The organism is Methylophilus sp. 13 (assembly GCF_015354335.1).
GTDB classification, from domain to species: Bacteria; Pseudomonadota; Gammaproteobacteria; order Burkholderiales; family Methylophilaceae; genus Methylophilus; species Methylophilus glucosoxydans.
The window spans coordinates 270,461-292,239 of record NZ_JADKYR010000001.1; the positions used below are offsets into that span (position 1 = coordinate 270,461).

General features: G+C 43.5%; 23 protein-coding genes. 20 read left to right on the forward strand and 3 right to left on the reverse strand.

The genetic code is table 11. The features are described from left to right. The first annotated feature begins 4 nt into the window (after positions 1–4). The 13 genes from INP77_RS01285 to INP77_RS01345 are packed head-to-tail and all read left to right on the forward strand — an operon-like array spanning position 5 to position 14,536. Positions 5–871: an ABC transporter permease gene (locus INP77_RS01285; RefSeq protein WP_228518636.1), complete on the forward strand. Its 867-nt coding sequence runs from the start codon at positions 5–7 to the stop codon at positions 869–871. Position 872: 1 nt separating this feature from the next. Next, positions 873–2,144, forward strand: coding sequence for a polysaccharide ABC transporter ATP-binding protein (locus tag INP77_RS01290; protein WP_194746898.1), 1,272 nt, complete (start codon positions 873–875; stop codon positions 2,142–2,144). A 13-nt stretch (positions 2,145–2,157) separates the two neighbouring features. Beyond that, complete coding sequence (locus tag INP77_RS01295; protein ID WP_194746899.1) at positions 2,158–2,865, forward strand: FkbM family methyltransferase; 708 nt, start codon at positions 2,158–2,160, stop codon at positions 2,863–2,865. 3 nt (positions 2,866–2,868) lie between these two features. Further along, positions 2,869–3,732, forward strand: a complete 864-nt coding sequence (locus tag INP77_RS01300) for an alpha-1,2-fucosyltransferase (RefSeq protein ID WP_194746900.1) — start codon at positions 2,869–2,871, stop codon at positions 3,730–3,732. 1 nt (position 3,733) lies between these two features. Next, positions 3,734–4,582 carry a bifunctional 2-polyprenyl-6-hydroxyphenol methylase/3-demethylubiquinol 3-O-methyltransferase UbiG gene (locus INP77_RS01305; protein ID WP_194746901.1) on the forward strand — a complete coding sequence of 283 codons (849 nt, stop codon included), beginning with the start codon at positions 3,734–3,736 and terminating at the stop codon, positions 4,580–4,582. Continuing rightward, positions 4,575–5,588: a glycosyltransferase family 2 protein gene (locus INP77_RS01310; protein WP_194746902.1), complete on the forward strand. Its 1,014-nt coding sequence runs from the start codon at positions 4,575–4,577 to the stop codon at positions 5,586–5,588. The genes INP77_RS01305 and INP77_RS01310 overlap by 8 nt, the downstream gene beginning before the upstream one ends. Positions 5,589–5,605: 17 nt before the next feature. Then, positions 5,606–7,414, forward strand: coding sequence for a glycosyltransferase (locus INP77_RS01315; RefSeq protein WP_194746903.1), 1,809 nt, complete (start codon positions 5,606–5,608; stop codon positions 7,412–7,414). Further along, positions 7,404–8,360: a glycosyltransferase family 2 protein gene (locus tag INP77_RS01320; protein ID WP_194746904.1), complete on the forward strand. Its 957-nt coding sequence runs from the start codon at positions 7,404–7,406 to the stop codon at positions 8,358–8,360. Before INP77_RS01315 ends, INP77_RS01320 begins: the two co-directional genes overlap by 11 nt. Then, positions 8,348–9,247, forward strand: coding sequence for a glycosyltransferase (locus tag INP77_RS01325; RefSeq protein ID WP_194746905.1), 900 nt, complete (start codon positions 8,348–8,350; stop codon positions 9,245–9,247). The genes INP77_RS01320 and INP77_RS01325 overlap by 13 nt, the downstream gene beginning before the upstream one ends. After that, the gene (locus INP77_RS01330) at positions 9,244–10,128 is read left to right on the forward strand and encodes an NAD-dependent epimerase/dehydratase family protein (protein WP_194746906.1); all 885 of its coding nucleotides are present in this window, start codon (positions 9,244–9,246) and stop codon (positions 10,126–10,128) included. The genes INP77_RS01325 and INP77_RS01330 overlap by 4 nt, the downstream gene beginning before the upstream one ends. Further along, a complete protein-coding gene (locus tag INP77_RS01335; protein ID WP_228518637.1) occupies positions 10,118–10,693 on the forward strand; it encodes a sugar transferase in 576 nt (191 codons plus the stop codon). Before INP77_RS01330 ends, INP77_RS01335 begins: the two co-directional genes overlap by 11 nt. A 17-nt stretch (positions 10,694–10,710) precedes the next feature. Beyond that, positions 10,711–12,627 carry a nucleoside-diphosphate sugar epimerase/dehydratase gene (locus INP77_RS01340; protein ID WP_194746907.1) on the forward strand — a complete coding sequence of 639 codons (1,917 nt, stop codon included), beginning with the start codon at positions 10,711–10,713 and terminating at the stop codon, positions 12,625–12,627. 1 nt (position 12,628) lies between these two features. Beyond that, positions 12,629–14,536 carry an ATP-binding cassette domain-containing protein gene (locus INP77_RS01345; protein WP_194746908.1) on the forward strand — a complete coding sequence of 636 codons (1,908 nt, stop codon included), beginning with the start codon at positions 12,629–12,631 and terminating at the stop codon, positions 14,534–14,536. 72 nt (positions 14,537–14,608) lie between these two features. Here INP77_RS01345 and INP77_RS01350 read toward each other — a convergent pair whose 3' ends face one another. The 3 genes from INP77_RS01350 to flgA form a co-directional block, all read right to left on the reverse strand. Further along, positions 14,609–15,091, reverse strand: a complete 483-nt coding sequence (locus INP77_RS01350) for a flagella synthesis protein FlgN (RefSeq protein ID WP_194746909.1) — start codon at positions 15,089–15,091, stop codon at positions 14,609–14,611. 5 nt (positions 15,092–15,096) lie between these two features. Beyond that, complete coding sequence (flgM, locus tag INP77_RS01355; RefSeq protein ID WP_194746910.1) at positions 15,097–15,417, reverse strand: flagellar biosynthesis anti-sigma factor FlgM; 321 nt, start codon at positions 15,415–15,417, stop codon at positions 15,097–15,099. A 161-nt stretch (positions 15,418–15,578) separates the two neighbouring features. Next, the gene (gene flgA / locus INP77_RS01360; protein ID WP_194746911.1) at positions 15,579–16,346 is read right to left on the reverse strand and encodes a flagellar basal body P-ring formation chaperone FlgA; all 768 of its coding nucleotides are present in this window, start codon (positions 16,344–16,346) and stop codon (positions 15,579–15,581) included. 276 nt (positions 16,347–16,622) lie between these two features. Between flgA and flgB the strand changes: the two genes are divergently transcribed. From flgB to INP77_RS01395, 7 genes are read left to right on the forward strand one after another with little or no spacing between them, the layout of a single operon-like run. Beyond that, entirely contained in the window at positions 16,623–17,045 is a 423-nt protein-coding gene (gene flgB / locus INP77_RS01365) for a flagellar basal body rod protein FlgB (protein ID WP_194746912.1), read from the forward strand. A 19-nt stretch (positions 17,046–17,064) separates the two neighbouring features. After that, positions 17,065–17,472, forward strand: coding sequence for a flagellar basal body rod protein FlgC (gene flgC / locus INP77_RS01370; RefSeq protein WP_194746913.1), 408 nt, complete (start codon positions 17,065–17,067; stop codon positions 17,470–17,472). A 20-nt stretch (positions 17,473–17,492) separates the two neighbouring features. Beyond that, positions 17,493–18,164, forward strand: a complete 672-nt coding sequence (locus tag INP77_RS01375) for a flagellar hook assembly protein FlgD (protein ID WP_194746914.1) — start codon at positions 17,493–17,495, stop codon at positions 18,162–18,164. A gap of 38 nt (positions 18,165–18,202) precedes the next feature. Next, positions 18,203–19,441: a flagellar hook protein FlgE gene (gene flgE / locus INP77_RS01380; protein WP_194746915.1), complete on the forward strand. Its 1,239-nt coding sequence runs from the start codon at positions 18,203–18,205 to the stop codon at positions 19,439–19,441. A gap of 44 nt (positions 19,442–19,485) precedes the next feature. Beyond that, on the forward strand, positions 19,486–20,229 hold the full coding sequence (gene flgF / locus INP77_RS01385) for a flagellar basal-body rod protein FlgF (RefSeq protein ID WP_194746916.1): 744 nt from the start codon (positions 19,486–19,488) through the stop codon (positions 20,227–20,229). 53 nt (positions 20,230–20,282) lie between these two features. Next, a complete protein-coding gene (flgG, locus tag INP77_RS01390) occupies positions 20,283–21,065 on the forward strand; it encodes a flagellar basal-body rod protein FlgG (RefSeq protein WP_194746917.1) in 783 nt (260 codons plus the stop codon). 40 nt (positions 21,066–21,105) lie between these two features. Beyond that, on the forward strand, positions 21,106–21,756 hold the full coding sequence (locus INP77_RS01395) for a flagellar basal body L-ring protein FlgH (RefSeq protein WP_194746918.1): 651 nt from the start codon (positions 21,106–21,108) through the stop codon (positions 21,754–21,756). Positions 21,757–21,779 lie beyond the last annotated feature (23 nt).

A 21,779-nucleotide genomic window follows, 5' to 3' on the forward strand; every position in this document is an offset into this window, starting at 1 on the left:
GATAATGAAAATTAAACTAATGTTCGACTTGCCCCCTAAATCAGTCAATACAAAACCGATAACAACTATCAGCTCCGAAAAATCCTCCAAAGATGTATTAAGAGATTTGTGGAATTTTAAAGACTTGCTCTTCCTTTTGACTTGGAGAGATCTCTTAGTCAGATACAAACAAACATTTTTTGGTGTTGCATGGGCCATATTTAGGCCGTTAATAACGGTGATGGTTTTTGCTTTTATTTTCGGGAAAGTTGCAAAACTGCCATCCGGAAATACCCCCTACTTTCTATTTGTGTTTGCTGGAATGATACCTTGGCAATTTTTCTCCAGTTCTCTTTCCGAAGCAGGTAATAGCTTGGTTGCAAATGCAAACATTATTACAAAAATCTACTTCCCAAGATTGTTAATGCCCCTTTCAAGTATCGCCGCCTGTCTAGTTGATGCACTTATCACAGGAATAATATTTTGCGTACTTTTAGTTTGGTATCAGGTTGAGTTTACTTGGCATATTCTAATACTGCCAGCATTTATCATTTGGTTGGTATTACTAACTATTGGATTAAGTATTTGGACCGCAGCTTTAAATGTTACCTACAGGGACTTTAGATATTTAATTCCTTTTATGGTGCAATTAGGCATGTATATTTCCCCTGTGGGATTTAGCAGTCAAATTATTCCTGATAAATGGCTTTGGTTATTTTATATTAACCCGATGGCAAGCATTATTGATGGATTTAGATGGTGCATATTTAATCAATCAAGCAATTTCAATGTATCAATGTCTATTACTGGAATAGTTATTACACTTTTAATGTTTGTGTATGGCTTAATCTTCTTTAAGAATGCAGAAGATAGCTTTGCAGATAGGATTTAGCATGTCGCCAGTAATTAAAGTTGAAAATATTTCAAAAAGCTATTTAATTAACCATAATCAATCAGATAGGTACAAAACCGTGAGGGATGAAATAACTCACGGAATGGGGCGATTTTATTCTAGGTTAAAAAACCCGCTACAAAAATCAAGTACTAGTGAAGTTTTCTGGGCCCTTAAAGATATATCATTTTCTATCAATGCCGGAGAATGTATTGGCGTAATTGGAAGAAATGGTGCTGGAAAATCTACACTTTTAAAAACTTTATCAAGAATCACGAAACCAACAAGCGGAAAAATAACCCTAGTTGGCAAACTTGGCTGCCTTCTTGAAGTTGGAACAGGTTTCCACCCTGAGCTAACTGGCAGAGAGAACATATATCTTAATGGCGCAATTTTAGGAATGGGCCGAAATGAGATTAAAATGAAATTCGACGAGATTGTTGAGTTTTCAGAAATTGAACGTTTTCTAGATACTCCTGTAAAGCGTTACTCAAGTGGAATGTATGTGCGATTAGCATTTTCTGTAGCCGCACATTTAGAGCCAGAGCTTCTCATTTTAGATGAAGTACTCGCTGTGGGGGACCAAAAATTTCAACAAAAATGCTTTGATCAAATAAGAAGATTAGGTCGAGATAGTGGCCGAGCAGTTATGCTCGTCTCCCATAATATGGCTGCGATATCTCGAATTTGCAACAGAAGCTTACTGCTAGAAAGTGGTAGATTGATTGCAGATGGTCCCACGCAGGAAGTGCTTGAAAAATACGCGACCCAAAGCAACACAACAGAGCTAGGGACAAGAGTTATGCTCGACTCTTGGGAGAACAGAGAGGGTAAAAGAGATATTGCACAAATCACCTGGGTACAAATACTAGCTCACGACTCTGACTATAGCATGATTTATGTAGGCTCAAATTTGCTGATAAGATTCGCTGTTAACTTTGACAAACAATTAAAAGGTAATGATATTACTTTGGCAGTCCAGCTCTCAACTATATCTGGTTATCAAATAGCAAATATGCTAGCTACAGACTCTAACTATATACCTAACTCAATGAAAGGCGAGTGTGTATTTGAAGTTATGTTAGAGGATATAAGATTTTATCCCGGAGAATATTTGATTAGCTTATGGGTTGGCAACGCATCATCAGAACCATATGACTATGTTTTGGAGTGTGGGAGATTTGAAGTTCACGAAGGCGGCGCAAAAGCTCTTCGCAGACTTCCACGAGTTGAAGGAATGCACTTCCTCACTCCAAAATGGCAATTACTGTGATTGGAAAAAGTAAATGAAAAGTTTTCTTGCAAGACTACTTGGCTATATTGGAGTCAAAATCTTAAAACTATCCGAGTTAATTTGTCTATCCTCCTCAAAAGAGGGTAAACCAACAGCTAATGAAATGACTCCCCATCAAGCGTGGTTAAAAGATAATGGCGACAAGTCCTTGAGGTTAAATTATGACCTAAACGAAAACGATGTGGTTCTAGATGTTGGGGGATATGAGGGTCAATGGGCTAGTGATATATTTTCCAAATATCAATGCAAAATATACATTTTTGAACCTGTGCCTGATTTTTTTGCTGCAATCTCAAAAAGGTTTTCTCAAAATAAAAGAATTCATGTACTCAATTTTGGACTTAGCAGCTCAAATAGCATTATTAATATTTCAGTTGATGGTGATGCTTCGTCATCGATAAGACTAAACCAAGAAACTACTAAAGTACAACTAAGAAGCTTTGAAAGCTGGTTCAAAGATCAGAAGTTAGAAGTTATTGCTTTAATGAAAATTAATATAGAGGGCGGTGAATATGATTTACTAAATCATATAATTGAAACAGGATTAATACACAAAATAACTAACATTCAAGTTCAGTTTCACGATTTCTTCCCGGAAGCAGAATCTAGAATGTTGAACCTACAAAGTAGACTTTCGAAAACACACTATCCAACATATCAATATAACTTTATTTGGGAAAATTGGGCTTTAAAGGAATAACTTGTGATTACAGTTCGTGTAATTGGCGGTTTAGGTAATCAGATGTTTCAATATGCTGCAGGTAGATCATTATCAATAAGAAGGAATGACTTACTCAAACTAGATATAACAGGCTTTGAGAATTACGTATTACATGACTATGGATTAAATCATTTCAACGCCATAGCAAATTTATCCACATCTGAACTATTAAAAAATGAAAAAAAACCTTCATACCAGCGATTTTGTAACCTTTTTAACCGTAATAAAAAAACAAAGGTTTTCAAAGAAAACGGGTTGCTATTTAATCCTCTAATCAACAACATTAAAGGTGATATATATCTAGATGGATATTGGCAGTCAGAGCAATATTTTAAAGAACACGAATCTATTATTAGAAGCGACTTCAGAATTACCACTCATCCTTCACTAGAAAACTTGCAGACTCTAGAGAAAATTAACTCGTCTAAATCAATTTCTCTGCATATTCGCAGAGGGGATTATGTTAACAACAGCCAAACTAATGCTATTCATGGTGTTTGCAGTCTTGGCTATTATCAAGAAGCATTGCAACTCTTAAAAAGAAAGCTTGATGCACGTGATTTACATGTTTTTGTTTTTTCAGATGATCATTCATGGGTAGAAAAAAACTTGATCATAGATGCAGAGGTTACATATGTCAGAAATAACTCAGCCAAAACAAATTATGAAGATCTACGACTTATGAGCGCATGTCAGCATCATATTATTGCCAATAGTTCTTTCAGCTGGTGGGGAGCTTGGCTGAATCCTAATACTGATAAAATTGTAATAGCCCCAAAAAACTGGTTTAAATCCACTGAATTAAATTCCAAAGACATTATTCCCTCAAATTGGATAAGGTTGTGAAATGTTTTCTAGACCCGATAATAACTACAATGTATCAGATGATGTTATTGATGCAATTCTAAAAGACCAAGCACATCCAATATTTCATATCGTTAATTACGTTAAAGATGGCCAAAAAATTTTAGATATTGGCGCAGGTAGTGGTGTATTAGCACGAGCTATATTAAAGTCAAAAAAAAATGTATCGATCGACGGTGTTGAGCCTAATCGCTATGCGGCAAACATGGCGGCCAATTTTTATCGAACAATGCTATGTGGATATGTTCAAGAATTTTATGCTGAGATTAGTGAAAAAAAATACGACATCATAATTCTAGCTGACGTTATAGAACACATATCTGATCCGCTCGAGATGCTGAAACAGCTCATGAAATATATTGATTCAAGTACAAAAATTTTTATATCCATCCCTAATGTTGCATTTGGCGGCGTACGATTAGCGCTTTTTAATGGCAGTTTTAATTACACTGACTCGGGCTTATTGGAACGAACTCATCTGAGATTCTTTACAAGAAATACTGCAGATAAAATGTTTGAAAAATTAGAATTGTTAACAGAGCACCTTTTTTCATTGGAACGTAGTTTTTACAGAGTGGAGTTTAAGAGAACCGAGTTATCAGCTTCATTTATTAGCATATTTAAATTAGCTCGCTTGAGTGATGCCAGAGCCTATCAATTTTTATACATTTTAAGCAAAGAAGCAAATCCCGAGAAGTTTTCCCAAAACATCATTATTCATGCTGGCACCTCTTTTTACTCAATAATGAGAGATTATTTCTTTTATCAATCTCATTTTGTTAAAATATACAATTTAGCACTAAAAGTTATTAGAAAAATACAAAATGCCTAAAGTATCGATATGCATTCCTGCATATATGCAGGTTGCCTATTTGAAAGAATGCCTGCTTTCAATATCAGAACAAACCATTAAGGACTATGAACTAATTATATCCGATGATTCGCCAGATGATTCAGTTTATAACCTTATAAAACAATTTGATTTTGGAGGGCGTTTAAAATACTTTAAAAACTCTTCTCCCTTAGGTTCTCCAAAAAATTGGAACTTTGCAATTCAACATGCTACAAGCGATCTTATTAAGCTAATGCATCATGACGATTCTTTTTCATCCCCACAATCGCTTGAAAAATTTATTAGCCTAATGGATGAGAACCCAACTGCAAATTTTGGGTTTTCAGCTAGCAAAGTTAAAAATGTGACTAACAATAAGAGTTGGATTCATACTGCGTCAGAGAGACAAGTTGCGCAAATTCAAACGAACCCAGAGTTATTAATACTTGGAAATTTAATTGGATCGCCCAGCTCCACAATTTACAGAAGAAATATTAATATCGAATATGACAATAAGCTGAAATGGTTAGTGGATATCGACTTTTATATCAGAGTAATCCAACAAGGGAACAAAATTGTAAACACTCAAGAAGCATTCATTACCACGCCAACAAATGCTTCACACCAAGTTACTGAAGAATGTATAAACAATTGCCAGTTGGAACTCTATGAATACACAACTCTATATTTAAAAAATCAAGATCAGGTTTCAGGAAATACTAGTATAAATAACCATTTACTTGGCATACTAGCCAAATATAGAATTTTCAACAAAAAGGCTCTTCACTTAGAACCCTACTTTACCTCTCAACAAATAGATGTTTTAGAACAACTATTAGTAAGGTTCAAAAATCAACCTATTATAAAGTTTATATACTACGTCTATTGGTGGCAAAATGGTCCTTTGTTCTTAATAAAAATTATCAGATTTCTGATTCATCAAGCATATAGTTTGTTATCTTTAATTCGCTTACTTTACAATCCTAAAAATTATAAAAACCAGTAATAACTAATAGTCGGTATATGAGTCAACCAACACTATCCGCTTTACCACTAGTATCAGTAATCACATCAGTCAAAAATGGTGAGAAATACTTACGAAAATCCCTACAAAGCATTATTGATCAAGACTACACTAACTTTGAATTCATTATAATAGATGATTATTCAACAGATAAAACAATAGAAATTCTGCATGATTTTTCTAAAAAAGATAACAGAGTAAAAGTCTATAAGAATTCCTATCTTCCTGGCTTAGCGAATGCTTTAAACTACGGAATTAGTCTATCAAAAGGAAAATATATCGTACGCCAAGATGCAGACGACGTATCTTTGTCAGAAAGACTTCGAGTCCAAGTTGAGTTTATGGAAAGCCATCTAGAAATATTTATTTCAGGAAGCTACATAAATCTCATAGATGAAGACGATAACTTCTTAAAAATCCACAGAGAACCACTTTCAAATGATGAAATAAAACTTCATTTGATGGTTGGTACTCCTTTCGCACATCCATCCGTAATAATGCGGAGGGATTTGATAATTAAGTACAATTTATCGTATCAGGAATTACCTGCTCAAGACTATGAACTATGGTCTAGAGCGATTAATGCTGGTCTGAAGGGCGAAAATCTACCAAAACCGCTTGTAAACTATAGAGTATATAAGGAATCAGATAGTGCATTAAGAGCTCCACGTCATGAGGCAATGGCTACCTTAATATCAAACTATCAAATAACACAATTTACCTCATATAAAGATATTAGATTTTTCTTAAACCTTGAAGAATACAAACGTGTTGCACATTATCTATTGACGGGGAATGCAATAGTTTCAAGCCAATATGACTTTTTAATTGCAAGGCATATTCTTAAAATATGGAAAAGTATCGGTCAGATTGAATTATCAAATCCTCTAATGAGGTATAACTTACTGCCAAAATCGATTTATGGTTATATTAAATGTCCTTTAGTATTTCTAAAGTATATGCTGCACAGAAGAACTTATAAAAAAACAGCATGTGATTTAACCACCAACGAAAAAGAGAGCTTAAAGCAAAATATCCCAATAATAATAATTGTTAGGGACAGACTTTCATGCCTCAGACAGTTAATTTCTAGATTAGAAAATGATGGTTATAAGAATTTAATTCTGTTAAATAACAACTCCTCATTCCCTCCCCTACTTGAGTTCTTATCTCAATCTGAATTTAAAGTCATAAATCTTCATGAAAATCTGGGGCATACTGTTCTCTGGCAACTTGAGGAATTAAGAGACTTCATTAAAGCTAATTGGTTCGTATATACAGATCCTGATGTCATACCTACTATTGAAGCTAAGTCAGATTATGTTGCAACATTCTTTGAGTCTTTATTGAAACTCCCAAAGTTCAAAAAGGCTGGCTTTTCTCTCAAAATAGACGATTTACCAGATCACTTTCATTTGAAGAAAACTGTCACATCTTGGGAAAAGCAATTTTATAAAAACAGAATAAATGAAAACTACATAGCAGACATTGACACAACTTTTGCATTATATCGACCAAACACACCATATTGTTTTGGTCCGGCAATACGATCTGTAAAGCTGTTTGCTCGCCACTTACCTTGGTACTTAGACGGAAAAAACTTAGATGAAGATGAATTATTCTATAGAAATAATGCCTCTCAAGTTATTACCACATGGAATGTATCTGGCGAGTCAAAAGAGTTGAAAATGGCCTCGCCATTAGATAAATTCTTGAGCAATACTTATCTATTCCTTCTAAGCAATTCAATCACTCACTCCTTTGCAAAAAAAACAAAGGAGCTCTTGAGAAAAAATAATGCAAAATAAATTCTGTTCCATCGTTGTAACATTTAATCCCAATATTGATTTACTAATGGAGCAATTTGATATACTAAGCTCGCACAGCGATCTCATAGTATTTGTAGACAACGGCTCAGATAATATCTCTAAAATTCAATTAAATGAGTTTTTTAGCACTGCAAAAATTATTAGTCTCAAAGAAAATCTTGGTATTGGATATGCTCAAAACATAGGCCTAATCTGTGCCATTGAAAGCGGCTTTTCTAGAGCAATCCTGTTCGATCAAGATAGTATCCCAACCGTGGAAATGTTTTCAAGATTGCTAAACGCACTTACCGAAAATGTTATTGCATCCGGTCCATCATACGAAGACCCAAGATCAGGTATAAGCTCATTCTTCATAATTCAGAAAAAACTTTTTCCAAACAGATGGTTTCCAGAAAAATCACATCAAGCAGAGCAACTAGTTGACACTGCCTTTCTAATTGCATCAGGCACAACTATCAATTTAAATTTATTAAAGAAATGTGGCGGTATGAAAAGTGATTACTTCATTGATCACGTTGATACTGAGTGGTGCTTTAGAGCGCGTAATGCAGGTTACCGTACAATTGGTATACCTAACGCAAAAATGAAACACTCACTTGGCGATGAAGTTAAAAAAGTTTGGTTTTTTGGATGGAGGCAGGTCTCTTATCACTCCCCTCTAAGAGACTATTATATGTTCCGTAATACCATCTTAATGTTGAAAGATAACCCTATGTCGTTTATCTGGAAAAGTCACTTTATATGGCGACTTATTCAATTTGCAACATATTTTTTAACTTTCGCCCCATTAAGAAAAGAGCGTTTTATAAAAATGTCTTTGGGTATTATGCATGGCTTAAAAAATATCAGAGGCAAACTGGATATTAATACACACACTTGCCATGCAATCCCCAAAACAGAACTTGATCCCACATGCCTAAAATAGCAATATTACTCACCGTTTTTAATGGGGAAAGCTGGTTAGAAGAACAGTTAGAATCGATACTAGCTCAAGAAAATGTTATTTTAGACTTATATATTTCCGATGACTTATCCTCAGATCTATCTCAAAAAATTATTCATGACTACGCTAACAAATTCTCTAACGTCACTGTCTTACCAAGTCATACTAGGCAGGGGAATGCTGCTCTGAATTTTTTCAGACTAATTCGCGACGTTGCTTTCGCAGAGTACTCATACATCGCCTTTTCTGACCAAGATGACATATGGCTACCAGAAAAACTCTCAATAGCTCTCGACAAAATTAAACGTCAAAATATTGATGGATATTCCAGCAACGTGACTGCATTCTGGTCTGATGGTAAAAAGCAGCTTATCCATAAAGCGCAATCACAAACACGGTATGACTATATGTTTGAATCTGCTGGCCCGGGTTGTACCTTTGTGATTTCGCAAAAACTGGCGCTGGCAATTCAAGAATTGCTCAGAAAAAAACAAACCGAACTAAGCACTGTTGCTTTGCATGACTGGTTTATTTATGCATTTGCAAGATCGAACAACTATAAATGGTATATAGATCCCACACCTACAATTTTATATCGTCAACATGCTACAAATGTAGTTGGAGCAAATACTGGCATGAAAGCATTTATAGCGAGAGTATCAAAATTAAAACAAGGATGGTATTTACAACAAATCCTCTTAATTGCCAAAGAACTTGGTTATCAGGAAGCGGAACCTATTAAAAAAATGACCAACCTATGCATTTGGGATCGTTGTTACCTCGCAATATTTGCCCATCAATTTAGACGACGACTACGTGATCAGCTGGGTTTTGCCTTTTTTGCTTTGTTTTTAGCCAAAAAATCATGAATTTATTGATTACGGGTGCCAATGGATTTGTGGGCGCATCATTGAGCAAAATGCTCATCAACTGCAAGCACAATGTCACAGCATTGCGCCGTGATTTTAATCCATCAGAGTTACCTTTTGATTATTACAGTTGCCTAATTCACCTTGCAGGACGTGCACACGTCATGCATGAAACTACAGAGGATGTTTATTCGGCTTATAGAGCAGTGAATGTAAACTACACTCTTAAGGTGGCTGAGTTAGCTAGATCATCGGGAATAAAGCGTTTTATTTTTTTGAGTTCTATTAAGGTGAATGGTGAGGTTACAAACGTACCATTCGACGAGTCATATGCACCGGCACCGTTGGACGCATATGGTCAAACTAAATTAGAAGCTGAGCTATTATTAAAAGATTTTTGTACCGAGCATCAAATAGAGTTGGTAATTATTCGTGCACCTTTGATTTATGGGCCAGGAGTAAAAGCTAACTTTAAATCATTGATTCAACTCTGCAAGAAACCAGTTCCGTTACCGTTTGGATCTGTACGCAACAAGCGTAGTCTTGTGAGTTTAGATAATTTGAATAATTTTATTGAGTTATGCTGCATCCATCCAACAGCAGCTAACCAGACATTTCTAATTTCTGATGATCAAGATATTTCAACTAAACAACTCGTCAATACGATAAGAGCAGCATTAGGACGAAACTCATGGCAACTCCCGATACCTGCATCACTTTTATCTATTTTTTTTAATCTTGTAGGTAAACATTATCTGAATGAACGTTTGTTAAGCAACTTGCAGCTGGATATAAGCAAAGCGAAACGACTTCTTAATTGGAGGCCAGTTCTAAACTTCGAAGATGGCATTAAACAGACTGTGACAGATTATGTGGATTAAGAGAGTTTTAGATATCTTACTGGCTTTGATCGCAACAGTATGCTTAAGTCCATGTTTATTAATCACTTATCTATTAGTAAAACTAAGCTCTAAAGGCCCCGCATTATACTGGAGCAAGCGAGTCGGTCAGAAAAACAAGCTTTTTAGCATGCCAAAATTCCGGTCCATGCGTGTGGGAACACCTCAAATTGCCACCCATTTGCTGAATCAGCAAACGGATCCCAATGCATTCTTAACACCTGTAGGAAGTTTTATCAGAAAAACCAGCCTAGACGAGTTACCGCAATTATGGAGCGTGCTGAAAGGGGATATGTCTGTTGTCGGGCCACGTCCTGCACTTTTCAATCAAGACGATTTAATCGCATTACGCACTGAAAAGAACGTTCATACTCTGAAACCAGGCATCACCGGCTGGGCACAAGTAAATGGACGGGACGAAATTCCCATTCCACAAAAAGTGGCTCTGGATGAATACTATCTAAAGCATCGATCAATCTGGTTAGATATTAAGATTATCTGCATGACAGTGATCAAGGTCATCCGGCGTGATAACATCACGCATTGATTGATTATTTGATTTCTATGCTCAGGCTACCAGCACGCGTTTTGTCTTTTCTTGCTTTTAAACATGATGCGGTCGTTGTGATCGCGGCATGGGTATTTGCGTTCTTGTTACGCTTTAACTTCCAGATACCGCCCAACTTTGTACAGCATATCTGGCAGACATTGCCAGTGATTTTTGCCATTCATGCGATCTGTTTTTATAGCTTTGGCCTTTATAAAGGACTTTGGCGGTTTGCCAGTCTGCCCGATTTAAAACGGATTATGCGCGCAGTAGGATTTGCTGCCTTGCTTAGCGCAGCGTATGCCCTGCTGGTCCACCCAACGATCATCATCCCGCGCTCGGTGCTGATCCTGAATCCTATGTTGCTCATTTTGGCGATGGGCGGGAGCCGTTTTTTATACCGTGCCTGGAAAGAGCGGCGTTTATTTAATACGGTTGCGCTGCAAGGTAAACCTGTGATTGTGATCGGGGTTGAAGATGCTTCTTTTAACCTGATTAAAGAGCTCAGTAAAAATCCGGAATGGCGTGTCGTGGCCATGATAGATCCAGCGAACAGGCTGGTGGGCCGCGAAATTATGCACACCAAGGTAGAAGGTGGTCTGGAAGATATTCCAGCAATTGCCGCACGTTATGGCTGCCGGCATTGCATGATCGCGATGCCAAGTAGCCGGCACCAGAAACGCAGATTGGCGGTGGAAGCCGCCAGAAAATCTCCCGAGATGGAGGTTTTGACCCTGCCAGCCATGTCTGACCTGATCAGTGGCCGGGTCAGTCTCTCGCAAATTCGCAAGATTGATGTCGAGGACTTGCTGGGGCGTGATGTGGTGCAGCTGGATACCCATGGCTTGAGTACGATGTTGGCTAACAAGGTAGTGCTGGTCTCGGGGGCTGCGGGCTCCATTGGCTCTGAACTGTGCAGACAAATACTGAGTTTTCACCCGGCACAATTAATCTGTCTGGATATCTCGGAATATGCGTTGTATACCTTGCAGCAAGAATTTAATCAGTCCGTCACCAATACAGAGCTGGTCTATCTGGTGGCGGATGTGAAGAATCAGGCCAGGATGCAACGCATCTTGCAAAATCATCAGCCGGAGGTTGTGTTACATGCCGGGGCCTATAAGCATGTGCCTATGATGGAGCATTTTAACGTGGTAGAGGCCTTGCAGAACAATGCCTACGGCACCTACCAGATTGCAGCGGCGTGCCAGGCAGCTAATGTGCCCACCTTTGTGCTGGTCTCCACTGATAAAGCAGTGAATCCGACCAATGTCATGGGTGCCAGCAAGCGTCTGGCCGAACTCATTTGTCAGGGCTTGCAAAACAAGCAAAATCACACCCGTTTTATCACGGTGCGTTTTGGCAACGTGCTGGGAAGCAGTGGCAGCGTGATTCCAAAATTTCGCGAGCAAATTGCGCACGGCGGTCCGATCACGATTACCCACCCGGAGATCACACGTTACTTTATGTCCATCCCGGAAGCCGCGCAACTGGTATTACAGGCAGCGACCATGGGCAACGGCGGTGAAGTCTTTGTAATGGATATGGGCACACCGGTCAAAATCATTGATCTGGCACGCGACATGATTAAACTATCCGGTCTGCAAGAGCAAGAGATACGCATTGAGTTTACCGGCCTGCGTCCGGGTGAAAAGCTTTATGAAGAGTTGCTGGCAGATGATGAAAACACCTTGCCGACGAGCCATGAAAAACTACGGATTGCCCAAGCGCGCAGTGCAGATAGCCTTTGGCTGACGCAGTTGCTCGAGTGGTTGGCGACCATACCGCATTTGCCAGAGTCTCAAATCAAGCAAGACTTGCAGCGCTGGGTCGAGGAGTATCAGCCAGATACCCGGCCCGCCCCCTCTGTCTCTTTACGTGCCGCTCTGGCACCCTTAGAGACCCTCCCCTCGCCTTCACAACAGATACACTGATATGCCTTTAATCACACTAAAACAGGCCAGCCTGGCCTTTGGTCATGTGCCATTGCTGGACCAAGTCAACTTTCAGCTGGATAACAAGGAGTGTGTCGGCATCATTGGCCGTAACGGTACCGGTAAATCCAGCATGCTTAAAGTGGTCGCCGGGCTGATCAAACTGGATGATGGCGAATATTGGCGCGACCCTGGCAGCAAGATTGCCTACGTACCGCAAGAGCCAGAGCTGGATGCAGCACATGATGTGTTTACTGCCGTCGCCCAAGGCTTGGGGAATGTCGTGACACAACTTAAAGAATATCACGACCTGTCACTGCAGTTGTCGCAGGCGCAAGAGACTGAAGCTTTGCTCGATCGCATGCAAGTATTACAGCACAGCCTGGAAGCTGAAAACGGCTGGGCGCTACAATCCCGCATTGAGTCAGTGTTGTCCAAACTCGGGCTACAGGCAGACACCCCAATTGCCACCTTGTCAGGTGGCTGGCGCAAACGCGTGGCCCTGGCACAGGCATTAGTGCAAGCCCCCGATGTCTTGTTGCTCGATGAACCGACGAACCATCTGGATCTGGAAGCAATCGTCTGGCTAGAGGAGCTGCTCTTGGGCTATCAAGGCAGCGTGATGCTGATTACGCATGATCGTCGCTTTCTGGACCGCCTGTCTACCCGTATTGTCGAACTTGACCGCGGTCATTTAACCGAATTTACAGGCAACTATAGCCAGTACCAACTGAAAAAGGCTGAATTGCTGACCGTAGAAGCACAACACCAGGCCAAATTTGACAAGTTTCTAGCGCAGGAAGAAGTCTGGATCCGCAAAGGGGTTGAAGCCAGGCGCACGCGCAATGAAGGTCGCGTCAGAAGACTGGAACAACTGCGGCTTGACCGCGCTGCACGCCGTGATCGTCAAGGTCAGGTGCACTTGCAACTGGATGCGGGCGAGCGCTCAGGCAAGCTGATTGCAGAACTGCAAGAAGTGCGCATGGCGTTTGGTGACAAAGTGCTGATTAATCGCTTTAGTACCCGCATCATGCGGGGGGACCGCATCGGACTGCTAGGCCCGAACGGAGTCGGTAAATCTACCCTGCTTAAGCTGCTCTTGGGCGAGTTGGCGCCGAGCGCGGGCAAGGTGCAACTGGGAACGAATATCCAGGTGGCCTACTTTGACCAGATGCGCGAACAGCTCAACCCGGAAGCAACGCTGATGGACACGATCAGTCCGGGATCGGAGTATGTTCAAATCGGTGAAACACGCACCCATGTCATTGGTTATCTTGAGGATTTTCTGTTTGCACCGCAACGTGCACGCTCCCCGGTCAAATCTCTGTCTGGCGGTGAACGCAATCGTCTGTTACTAGCCCGATTATTTGCGCGTCCGGCCAATGTATTGGTGCTAGACGAACCCACCAACGATCTGGATATCGATACGCTGGAACTGCTGGAAAACCTGCTGCAAGATTATGCGGGCACCCTGTTTCTGGTGAGTCATGACCGGGCATTCCTGGAAAATACGGTGACACAAGTCATTGCTTTTGAAGGCCAGGGCAAACTCACCGAATTTAGCGGTGGTTATGATGACTGGCTGCGCTTTAGCCAGCAGCGCGAAGCTGCAAATAAACCAGTCGAAAAACCGGTGCCTGCAGCCCCTTCCCCCGCCAGCACGAGCGCCCCATCCAACACCTCAACCCGAAAAAAGTTGAGCTTTAAGGAGCAGCGTGAGCTTGAAGCGCTGCCTGCAGAAATTGAACAATTAGAGCAAGAGCAAGCTGATATCCAGGCACAGTTTGCACAAGGGGACATTTACAAGCAAGCGCCTGAGCAGGTCAAGCAACGACAAGAGAGACTGGATGAAATTGAAGCGTTAATCTTGCAGAAACTGGAGCGTTGGGAATGGCTGGAAAGCCAGTAAGCAACGCTCAAGCTTGATAATGGCAATGATGAATTGCCATTTACGGTTGTGATCGTTTGATTTTAATGCGAGTTATACCGCAAAACTGGTGCGAGAGCTGTGGGCACCGTGAGTTTGGCCATTTTTGCCATAGAACTGTGTGGCATTGGTTGCTTTGCCTTGAATCGCATCCAGCTTTTCCTGGTTGCGTTGAAAATGCTTGTTGATCAGGATGCCGTTGATGCGGTTAAGCTCTTTTGCCTGCGCCAGTTTTTTCTGGAACTCCATCCATGCAGTATCCATCACTTTGCCATGTCCTAACTCCAGCCATTTAGCCATGCCTTTTTCATTGGCTTCGAAGCCAGCAGCCGACAAGGCAGCGTAACGCTGTTTTGCGGCTTCACCCAGCGCCTGTAGTAACTCTACACGCTGATCAATAATCCGTTCTATGGTGTCCAGGTCAGCTTTGACCAAGGCTTTTTGTTCATTCTGCAAATCTTCAATGAGCGCTTCAACCAGATTGGCATCCGCTTCAAAACTGATCTCAGGGATAGCGTTGCGATTTGCAGTTGTCATAAACATCATCCTTTTTTCGAATGTATCAAGTCCTTAACGGTTTGCAATAAGCCGTCAGCCACTTTACCCGTGTCGACAGTAAAGTCTCCACGCGCAATAGCACTTTTAATTTCGTCCACTTTGTGCGTATCAAACACCTCTGACGAGGTGATCCCCGCTTCAATGGACTGCATCTGCACCGATGCCGCGGACAATGTCACATTGTCTTTGCTGGCTGGCGTTGCCGATGTGCTTGTTTTTTCGGTACTTTTGCTGCTGGTACCTTTATCTAATACTGGTTTATCTACACCAATCCCAAGTTTCTTGATCGAATCTGAAATATTCATGCTATCCCTCTGCCTTGATGTCTGAGTTTGTCGGGTGACTAAACCCTCATTGATTAACAGTTCTATCGGCATAGTTTAAGCGAACTTTAGTTGTTAATATAGTTTTTATCTCAAGATTCTGATCGAGAAGTATTTTTTCATGTTTGTCGTGGTGAGTCTGCCTAATATCTTACATCGACTTTTCCACTCGACAGTGCAACCCCTTTAATCACCTGGCCGCTACTGACCTTGACATCCACCACCTGCCCTGCATTGGCTGTTTGCAGTGCAGTCCCATCGGCACTGACCACAAATCCTTCGCCACGGCTATTTAACTGTACAGTCTGACCCTGCATGATCACAGGTCTGGACTTGAGCAGCTCTGGGCGCAACACCGTGCCCAGCGGCATATTCAAGGCGGCTTGTTTGCCTTCGAGCATGGACAAGTCCGTGATAATGCCAGCCGGTAGCTTGCTTAAATCCCCTGATTGCAACACCACATCGTTCGGGCTAAGTAGTGCACCCTGACTGACTGGCACTGCCGTCACTGCATATTCAGCCCACACTTGCACGTCTGCCTGCACATACAGCGTCCACAACTTGGTCTCGGCTTGCAGGCAACGTACACCTATATGTGTTTTACCCCACAACCGTGAGCCTGGTACGGTAAATCCTTCCATCATGTCGCAGGCAGCAATACGAACACGGCTGTCTAGTGGCTGAATGTCGACATTGACTTTGCCTGGATAACCTTGCGTCTGGCTCTGCACATATTGCACAGCGGTTTGATACACGCGGCTGTGCATGTCTGCGACCGCCGGCTCAGCGACACGCTGATTGGCCAGCGTGGCGGTTGTCGCCGTACGGTCAGCTGCGTGCAATAAATGACTGAAGAACCCGGTCAGGGCAATCAGCATCGCACAAAAAATTGTAAGCAGACGAGGTTTCATGAGCATTCATTCTACGCACAACCGCTGGCGCTAAATGCTCAAATAAAGGGGATTTACCGCATTTAATTCAGAAATTGTTCATAAACGTGCGGCGTACACTAGGCATAGCTAGTAAAAGTGACTCGAGCAATAAGAGGTAACGAGTTATCAGGATTAACGGCCGTGTCTGGCAAACCTTTAGGATATTTTTGAATAAAGGTGTTTTGGCGACGAGGCTACAACAATCGCTAACCAAAGATTAAAGCCAGAGATTCAGGCAAGTGAAAGGAATCAATGATGATCAACAAATTAGACGCCGCACTGAATTTTCATCAGACGGCATTGCGTGTACGCAATGAACGTCAAGAGCTGTTGGCATCCAATATCGCGAATGCGGATACACCGCAATACAAGGCACGCGATATCGACTTTAAAGCCGCCATGCAGGCCGCCATGCATCCAGCCAGTAGCACGGGTACATCGACAGGTGGTTTGCAAAAAACCGACTCGGGCCACATGCAAGGTCAGCCGAATCAAGGCTACGCAGGCCCGGGTGATCCATTGTTCCGTACGGTGACGCAAGCCTCTGTAGACGGCAATACGGTAGACATGGATGCAGAACGTAATGCCTATGTCGATAACGGCATCCGTTATGAAGCAAGCTTAACCATGATCACCGGACAGATCAAAAAAATGCTGACCGCAATCAATGGCCAGTAATTGAGTAAGGAGTACTGACATGTCTTTGTTTAATGTATTCAAGATTTCCGGCTCTGCGATGAGCGCACAATCCATGCGTCTGAATACCGTAGCCAGCAACCTGGCCAACGCGGACAGCGTGGTCAGCTCTGACGGCAAACCCTATCAGGCCAAACAGGTCGTGTTCAAGGCCGTGCAAGATGCGGCGAATCAAAACGCCAGCACGGTTGCGGTTGACGGCGTGATTGAAGATAACCGCCCCGGCAAAGTGGTCTACGACCCCAAACACCCGATGGCCAACAGTGAAGGCTATATCACCATGCCTAACGTCAACGTTACTGAAGAGATGGTGAATATGATCTCTGCCTCCCGAGCTTATCAAAACAACGTGGAAACCATGAATGCGGCCAAGACCATGTTGCTTAAAACACTCAATATTGGTCAATAACCTGCAGAAAGGAATCTCATATGACCACGGTGAATACTAACAATCAGGTCCCTCAAGACTTGCTCAATACAGTGAACAATCGCTCATCAAGTACAACCAGTACCGATGATGCCCAAGATAGGTTCATGAAGCTTCTGGTGACGCAAATGAAAAACCAGGACCCGCTCAACCCGATGGACAATGCTCAGGTGACTAGCCAGATGGCGCAACTGAACACGGTAACCGGGATCAACAAACTGAATGACTCCATGACCAGCCTCATCAACAACGTGCAGATGGGCCAGTCCTACCAGGCGACCAGCATGATAGGCCGCAATATATTGTCTGCCGGCAATACCATGGAGCTGGGCGAAAAAGGCGCACTGTTCGGTGTCAACATCCCGAACGGAGCCGACAACCTGACCGTCACCATTAAAAATGGCGCAGGCACCGTCATTCAAACACTGACGCTAGGCAAGCAGGCCACCGGCATCAATGCCCTGTCCTGGGATGGAAAAGACGCGAGCGGCCAACCGGCACCGACTGGCACTTATACCTTTGAAACGACCGCAACACTGGGGGATGCAAAAACAACCAGCACCGCATTAAGCCTGGCCCAGGTGCAAAGTGTTTCACAAATGAACGGCTCGTCCAGACTGAATTTGAGTACAGGCAAGGACGTGGCACTGGCCGATGTTCTGGAAGTATTCTAAAGCCCCACAGAATGTAATCTTACGCAAGGAGAAATAGCATGAGTTTTCAACAAGGTCTTAGCGGTTTAAATGCCACCTCTCAACAATTGTCTGTGATTGGCAACAACGTCGCCAACGCCAACACTGTGGGTTTTAAGCAATCAACCTCCAAATTTTCTGATGTGTATGCCGCCTCATTGAACGGCGGGGGTGCCACACAAATCGGGATTGGTACCAAGCTGGCCAAGGTCTCGCAAGAGTTCACTCAAGGCAACATCACCAATACCAACAATACACTGGATGTAGCTATCAATGGCAATGGCTTTTTCATTATGAGCCAGAACGGTGTCGTCACCTACACGCGTAACGGCCAGTTTGAGATGGATAAAGATGGTTATATTGTGAATAGTGAAGGCAAACGCCTGAGAGGCAACAGTGCTGACAACCTGGAAGGCTCCTCGCCAGTAGATATTCAAATTAACACCAGCGACCTGCCCCCAAAAACATCCACCCAGGTCACCGGCAAGCTCAATCTGAACTCGGATAGTCCAGTCATCGATCAATCGGTTAAACCATTTAACCCTTCTGATGCCACTACCTACACCAACTCGACTTCGATTACCGTGTATGATGCCTTGGGCAATAGCCATACGGTGCAGAATTACTTTGTCAAAACCGCTGCAAACACCTGGCAAACATATACCACTGCTGACGGCAGTGTGGTCCCACCGAAAGCGAATGCTTCAGATCCATATACAGCAACGGGCACGATTAAATTCACGACCTCTGGCGCGTATGATACTGCCAACTCTACAGCCCTGAATGTCAGCTTTACACCTTCAAGCGGTGCAGCTGCCGTCAACCTCAAACTGGATTACACCGCCAGTACGCAATATGGCTCTGGCTTCAGTGTGAACAAGTTAGCCCAGGACGGCTACACCTCTGGCCGGATTGCCAACTTCAGCATCGGTAGCGACGGCATTATTGTGGGACGTTACAGTAATGGTCAATCACAGGCGCTGGGCCGTGTGGTTTTGGCCAACTTTGTCAACCCTAACGGCTTGCGCTCGCTGGGCGGCAATCAGTGGCAATCCTCGTTCGATTCAGGCGAAGCCTTGATTGGCGCACCAGGCAGCAGCACGCTGGGGGTATTGCAATCTTCTGCAGTGGAAGACTCCAACGTCGACCTGACTGCAGAACTGGTGAACATGATTATGGCGCAGCGTGTTTACCAGGCCAACTCACAAACCATCAAAACGCAAGACCAGGTGCTGCAAACACTGGTGAACATGCGTTAATTGAGTCGTTAAACGCTGAATGTTGACTGATTGAAGGAGTCGCAATGGACCGTCTGATTTATACCGCCATGACCGGCGCCAAACATATCCTGGAGCAACAGGCTACCACTGCACACAACCTGGCCAACGCAACGACAACAGGCTTCAAAGCGCAGATAGACAGCTTCCGGGCGGTGCCCATTTTAGGAGATGGCCTGCCAACCCGCGCCTTTGTGGTTGACGCCACCATGGGTACCAATTATGCCGCAGGCAGCATTCAGCAAACCGGACGTGATCTGGACATTGCCGTGCAAGGCGAAGGCTGGATTGCCGTCCAGCGCGCCGATGGCTCTGAGGGCTATACGCGTAACGGTTCACTCAAGATTAACCAGAATGGGCAGTTGCAAACCGAATCCGGCTTGAATGTGATGGGCGATGGTGGTCCGATCAGCATTCCACCGGATGTCTCGGTGACGATTGCCAAGGACGGCACGGTCTCCAGCGTGAACAATCTGACGGCGCCCGGTGCAACCAATATTATCGGCCGTATCAAACTGGCAAACCCGCCAGAATCCAGTCTGAAACGGGCTGCAGATGGCTTGTTTGTGACTTCGAATGGACAACCGGCACCGGCAGATGCCAATGTCACGGTGGTCGGTGGTGCATTGGAAAGTAGTAACGTGAATGTCGTCGATACCATGGTCAACATGATCAGCTTGGCGCGCCAGTTTGAGATGCAAATGAAAATGCTTGATAACGCCCAAAACAACGCCGGAAAAGCTGATCAACTCTTTGGTTTGAATGGCTAAGGCCAGGACTAAGATGACACTATGAACATGGCTCAATGCCCAAGGAGTGAACGATGATACGCTCATTATGGATTTCCAAAACCGGTCTGGATGCACAGCAAATGCAGATGGACGTGATTTCAAACAACCTGGCCAACGTCAGTACCAGTGGCTTTAAAAAATCGCGTGCCGTATTTGAAGACCTGTTATACCAAAACCTGCGCCAGGTCGGCGCCCAGACTTCTCAGCAAAGTCAGTCACCCAGCGGCTTGCAGTTGGGTACCGGGGTCAAACCGGTCGCGACTGAGCGTATTTTCACCCAAGGCAACTTGCAGCAAACAGGTAACGACAAGGATGTCGCGATCCAGGGCCAAGGCTTCTTCCAGATTTTGCTGCCAGATGGCACCACCGCTTATACCCGTGACGGCTCTTTCCAGGTTGACAGCCAGGGCCAGCTGGTCACCGCTAGCGGCTATCCTGTACAACCGGCAATCAGTATTCCGGCCAACGCGCAAAGCCTGACCATAGGCCGTGATGGCGTGGTCTCGATCACTACTCCAGGTTCTACCGCCACTACACAGATTGGACAGATCCAGCTGGCAACATTTATTAACCCGGCTGGCTTGCAGGGCAAAGGCGAAAACCTGTATGTCGAAACCACGGCCTCTGGTAACCCTGGTGTGAACACACCGGGCACTAATGGCGCGGGGCTGTTGAATTCTGGCTATGTTGAAACGTCCAACGTCAATGTGGTGGAAGAACTGGTTAGCATGATTCAGACGCAGCGCGCCTATGAAATTAATAGCAAAGCAATCACGACCTCGGATCAGATGCTGCAAAAACTAGCGCAGCTTTAATCCCTGGTTGAGGGGCATTCAAATGATGAATAGAACGATCATGAGCTTATTACTTTGTCTGGCATTCTCCCAATTACTGAATGGCTGTTCCATCACGCCGTCTACGATTGTTCAAAAGCCTGAAACACCGCGCGTTGCAGCGGCCCGCCCGGATACGCGCAGCGAAGGGGCTATTTTTAACAGCGGCGCCTACCGTCCACTGTTTGAGGATCGTCGTCCACGCTATGTCGGCGACATGGTCACCGTGCTGATTACAGAGAACACCACCGCCAACAAAGCCACTGACAATGAACAAACCAAAGACGGTGCAACTACGGCTGGCGTCACCGGTTTATTTGGTCACAACGTGCCTAAAGCTTCATTCAATGCCAGCTCTGCCCTCTCCTTCAAAGACAAGGCGACTGCGGATGCCAGCAACACCTTTAGCGGCTCTGTCACGGCAACCGTGGTCGATGTTCTGCCCAATGGCTATCTCGTGATCAGCGGCGAAAAACAGATCGGCTTTGACAAAGGCACAGAGTATGTGCGCTTCTCTGGCGTGGTCAACCCGGACATGATTACCATTGGTAACCAGGTGGTCTCTACCAAGGTGGCTGATGCGCGTATCGAATACCGCACCAATAGCAAAATGGATGCGGCAGAAGTGCTATCGATGTTTTCCCGCTTCTTTCTTAGCATGATTCCGTTGTAAGGGGCACACATGATGAAACAAAC

Excerpts from the sequence above, each read along its gene's own strand:
- INP77_RS01345 (WP_194746908.1), top strand. The coding sequence starts at position 12,629 with ATGCCTTTAATCACACTAAAACAGGCCAGCCTGGCCTTTGGTCATGTG.
- flgA (WP_194746911.1), bottom strand. The coding sequence starts at position 16,346 with ATGAAACCTCGTCTGCTTACAATTTTTTGTGCGATGCTGATTGCCCTG.
- flgE (WP_194746915.1), top strand. The coding sequence starts at position 18,203 with ATGAGTTTTCAACAAGGTCTTAGCGGTTTAAATGCCACCTCTCAACAA.
- flgC (WP_194746913.1), top strand. The coding sequence starts at position 17,065 with ATGTCTTTGTTTAATGTATTCAAGATTTCCGGCTCTGCGATGAGCGCA.
- INP77_RS01320 (WP_194746904.1), top strand. The coding sequence starts at position 7,404 with ATGCAAAATAAATTCTGTTCCATCGTTGTAACATTTAATCCCAATATT.
- INP77_RS01325 (WP_194746905.1), top strand. The coding sequence starts at position 8,348 with ATGCCTAAAATAGCAATATTACTCACCGTTTTTAATGGGGAAAGCTGG.
- INP77_RS01335 (WP_228518637.1), top strand. The coding sequence starts at position 10,118 with ATGTGGATTAAGAGAGTTTTAGATATCTTACTGGCTTTGATCGCAACA.
- INP77_RS01310 (WP_194746902.1), top strand. The coding sequence starts at position 4,575 with ATGCCTAAAGTATCGATATGCATTCCTGCATATATGCAGGTTGCCTAT.
- flgF (WP_194746916.1), top strand. The coding sequence starts at position 19,486 with ATGGACCGTCTGATTTATACCGCCATGACCGGCGCCAAACATATCCTG.
- INP77_RS01315 (WP_194746903.1), top strand. The coding sequence starts at position 5,606 with ATGAGTCAACCAACACTATCCGCTTTACCACTAGTATCAGTAATCACA.
- INP77_RS01375 (WP_194746914.1), top strand. The coding sequence starts at position 17,493 with ATGACCACGGTGAATACTAACAATCAGGTCCCTCAAGACTTGCTCAAT.
- INP77_RS01395 (WP_194746918.1), top strand. The coding sequence starts at position 21,106 with ATGAGCTTATTACTTTGTCTGGCATTCTCCCAATTACTGAATGGCTGT.
- INP77_RS01295 (WP_194746899.1), top strand. The coding sequence starts at position 2,158 with ATGAAAAGTTTTCTTGCAAGACTACTTGGCTATATTGGAGTCAAAATC.
- INP77_RS01285 (WP_228518636.1), top strand. The coding sequence starts at position 5 with ATGAAAATTAAACTAATGTTCGACTTGCCCCCTAAATCAGTCAATACA.
- INP77_RS01330 (WP_194746906.1), top strand. The coding sequence starts at position 9,244 with ATGAATTTATTGATTACGGGTGCCAATGGATTTGTGGGCGCATCATTG.
- INP77_RS01290 (WP_194746898.1), top strand. The coding sequence starts at position 873 with ATGTCGCCAGTAATTAAAGTTGAAAATATTTCAAAAAGCTATTTAATT.
- INP77_RS01350 (WP_194746909.1), bottom strand. The coding sequence starts at position 15,091 with ATGACAACTGCAAATCGCAACGCTATCCCTGAGATCAGTTTTGAAGCG.
- INP77_RS01305 (WP_194746901.1), top strand. The coding sequence starts at position 3,734 with ATGTTTTCTAGACCCGATAATAACTACAATGTATCAGATGATGTTATT.
- INP77_RS01340 (WP_194746907.1), top strand. The coding sequence starts at position 10,711 with ATGCTCAGGCTACCAGCACGCGTTTTGTCTTTTCTTGCTTTTAAACAT.
- flgG (WP_194746917.1), top strand. The coding sequence starts at position 20,283 with ATGATACGCTCATTATGGATTTCCAAAACCGGTCTGGATGCACAGCAA.
- flgM (WP_194746910.1), bottom strand. The coding sequence starts at position 15,417 with ATGAATATTTCAGATTCGATCAAGAAACTTGGGATTGGTGTAGATAAA.
- flgB (WP_194746912.1), top strand. The coding sequence starts at position 16,623 with ATGATCAACAAATTAGACGCCGCACTGAATTTTCATCAGACGGCATTG.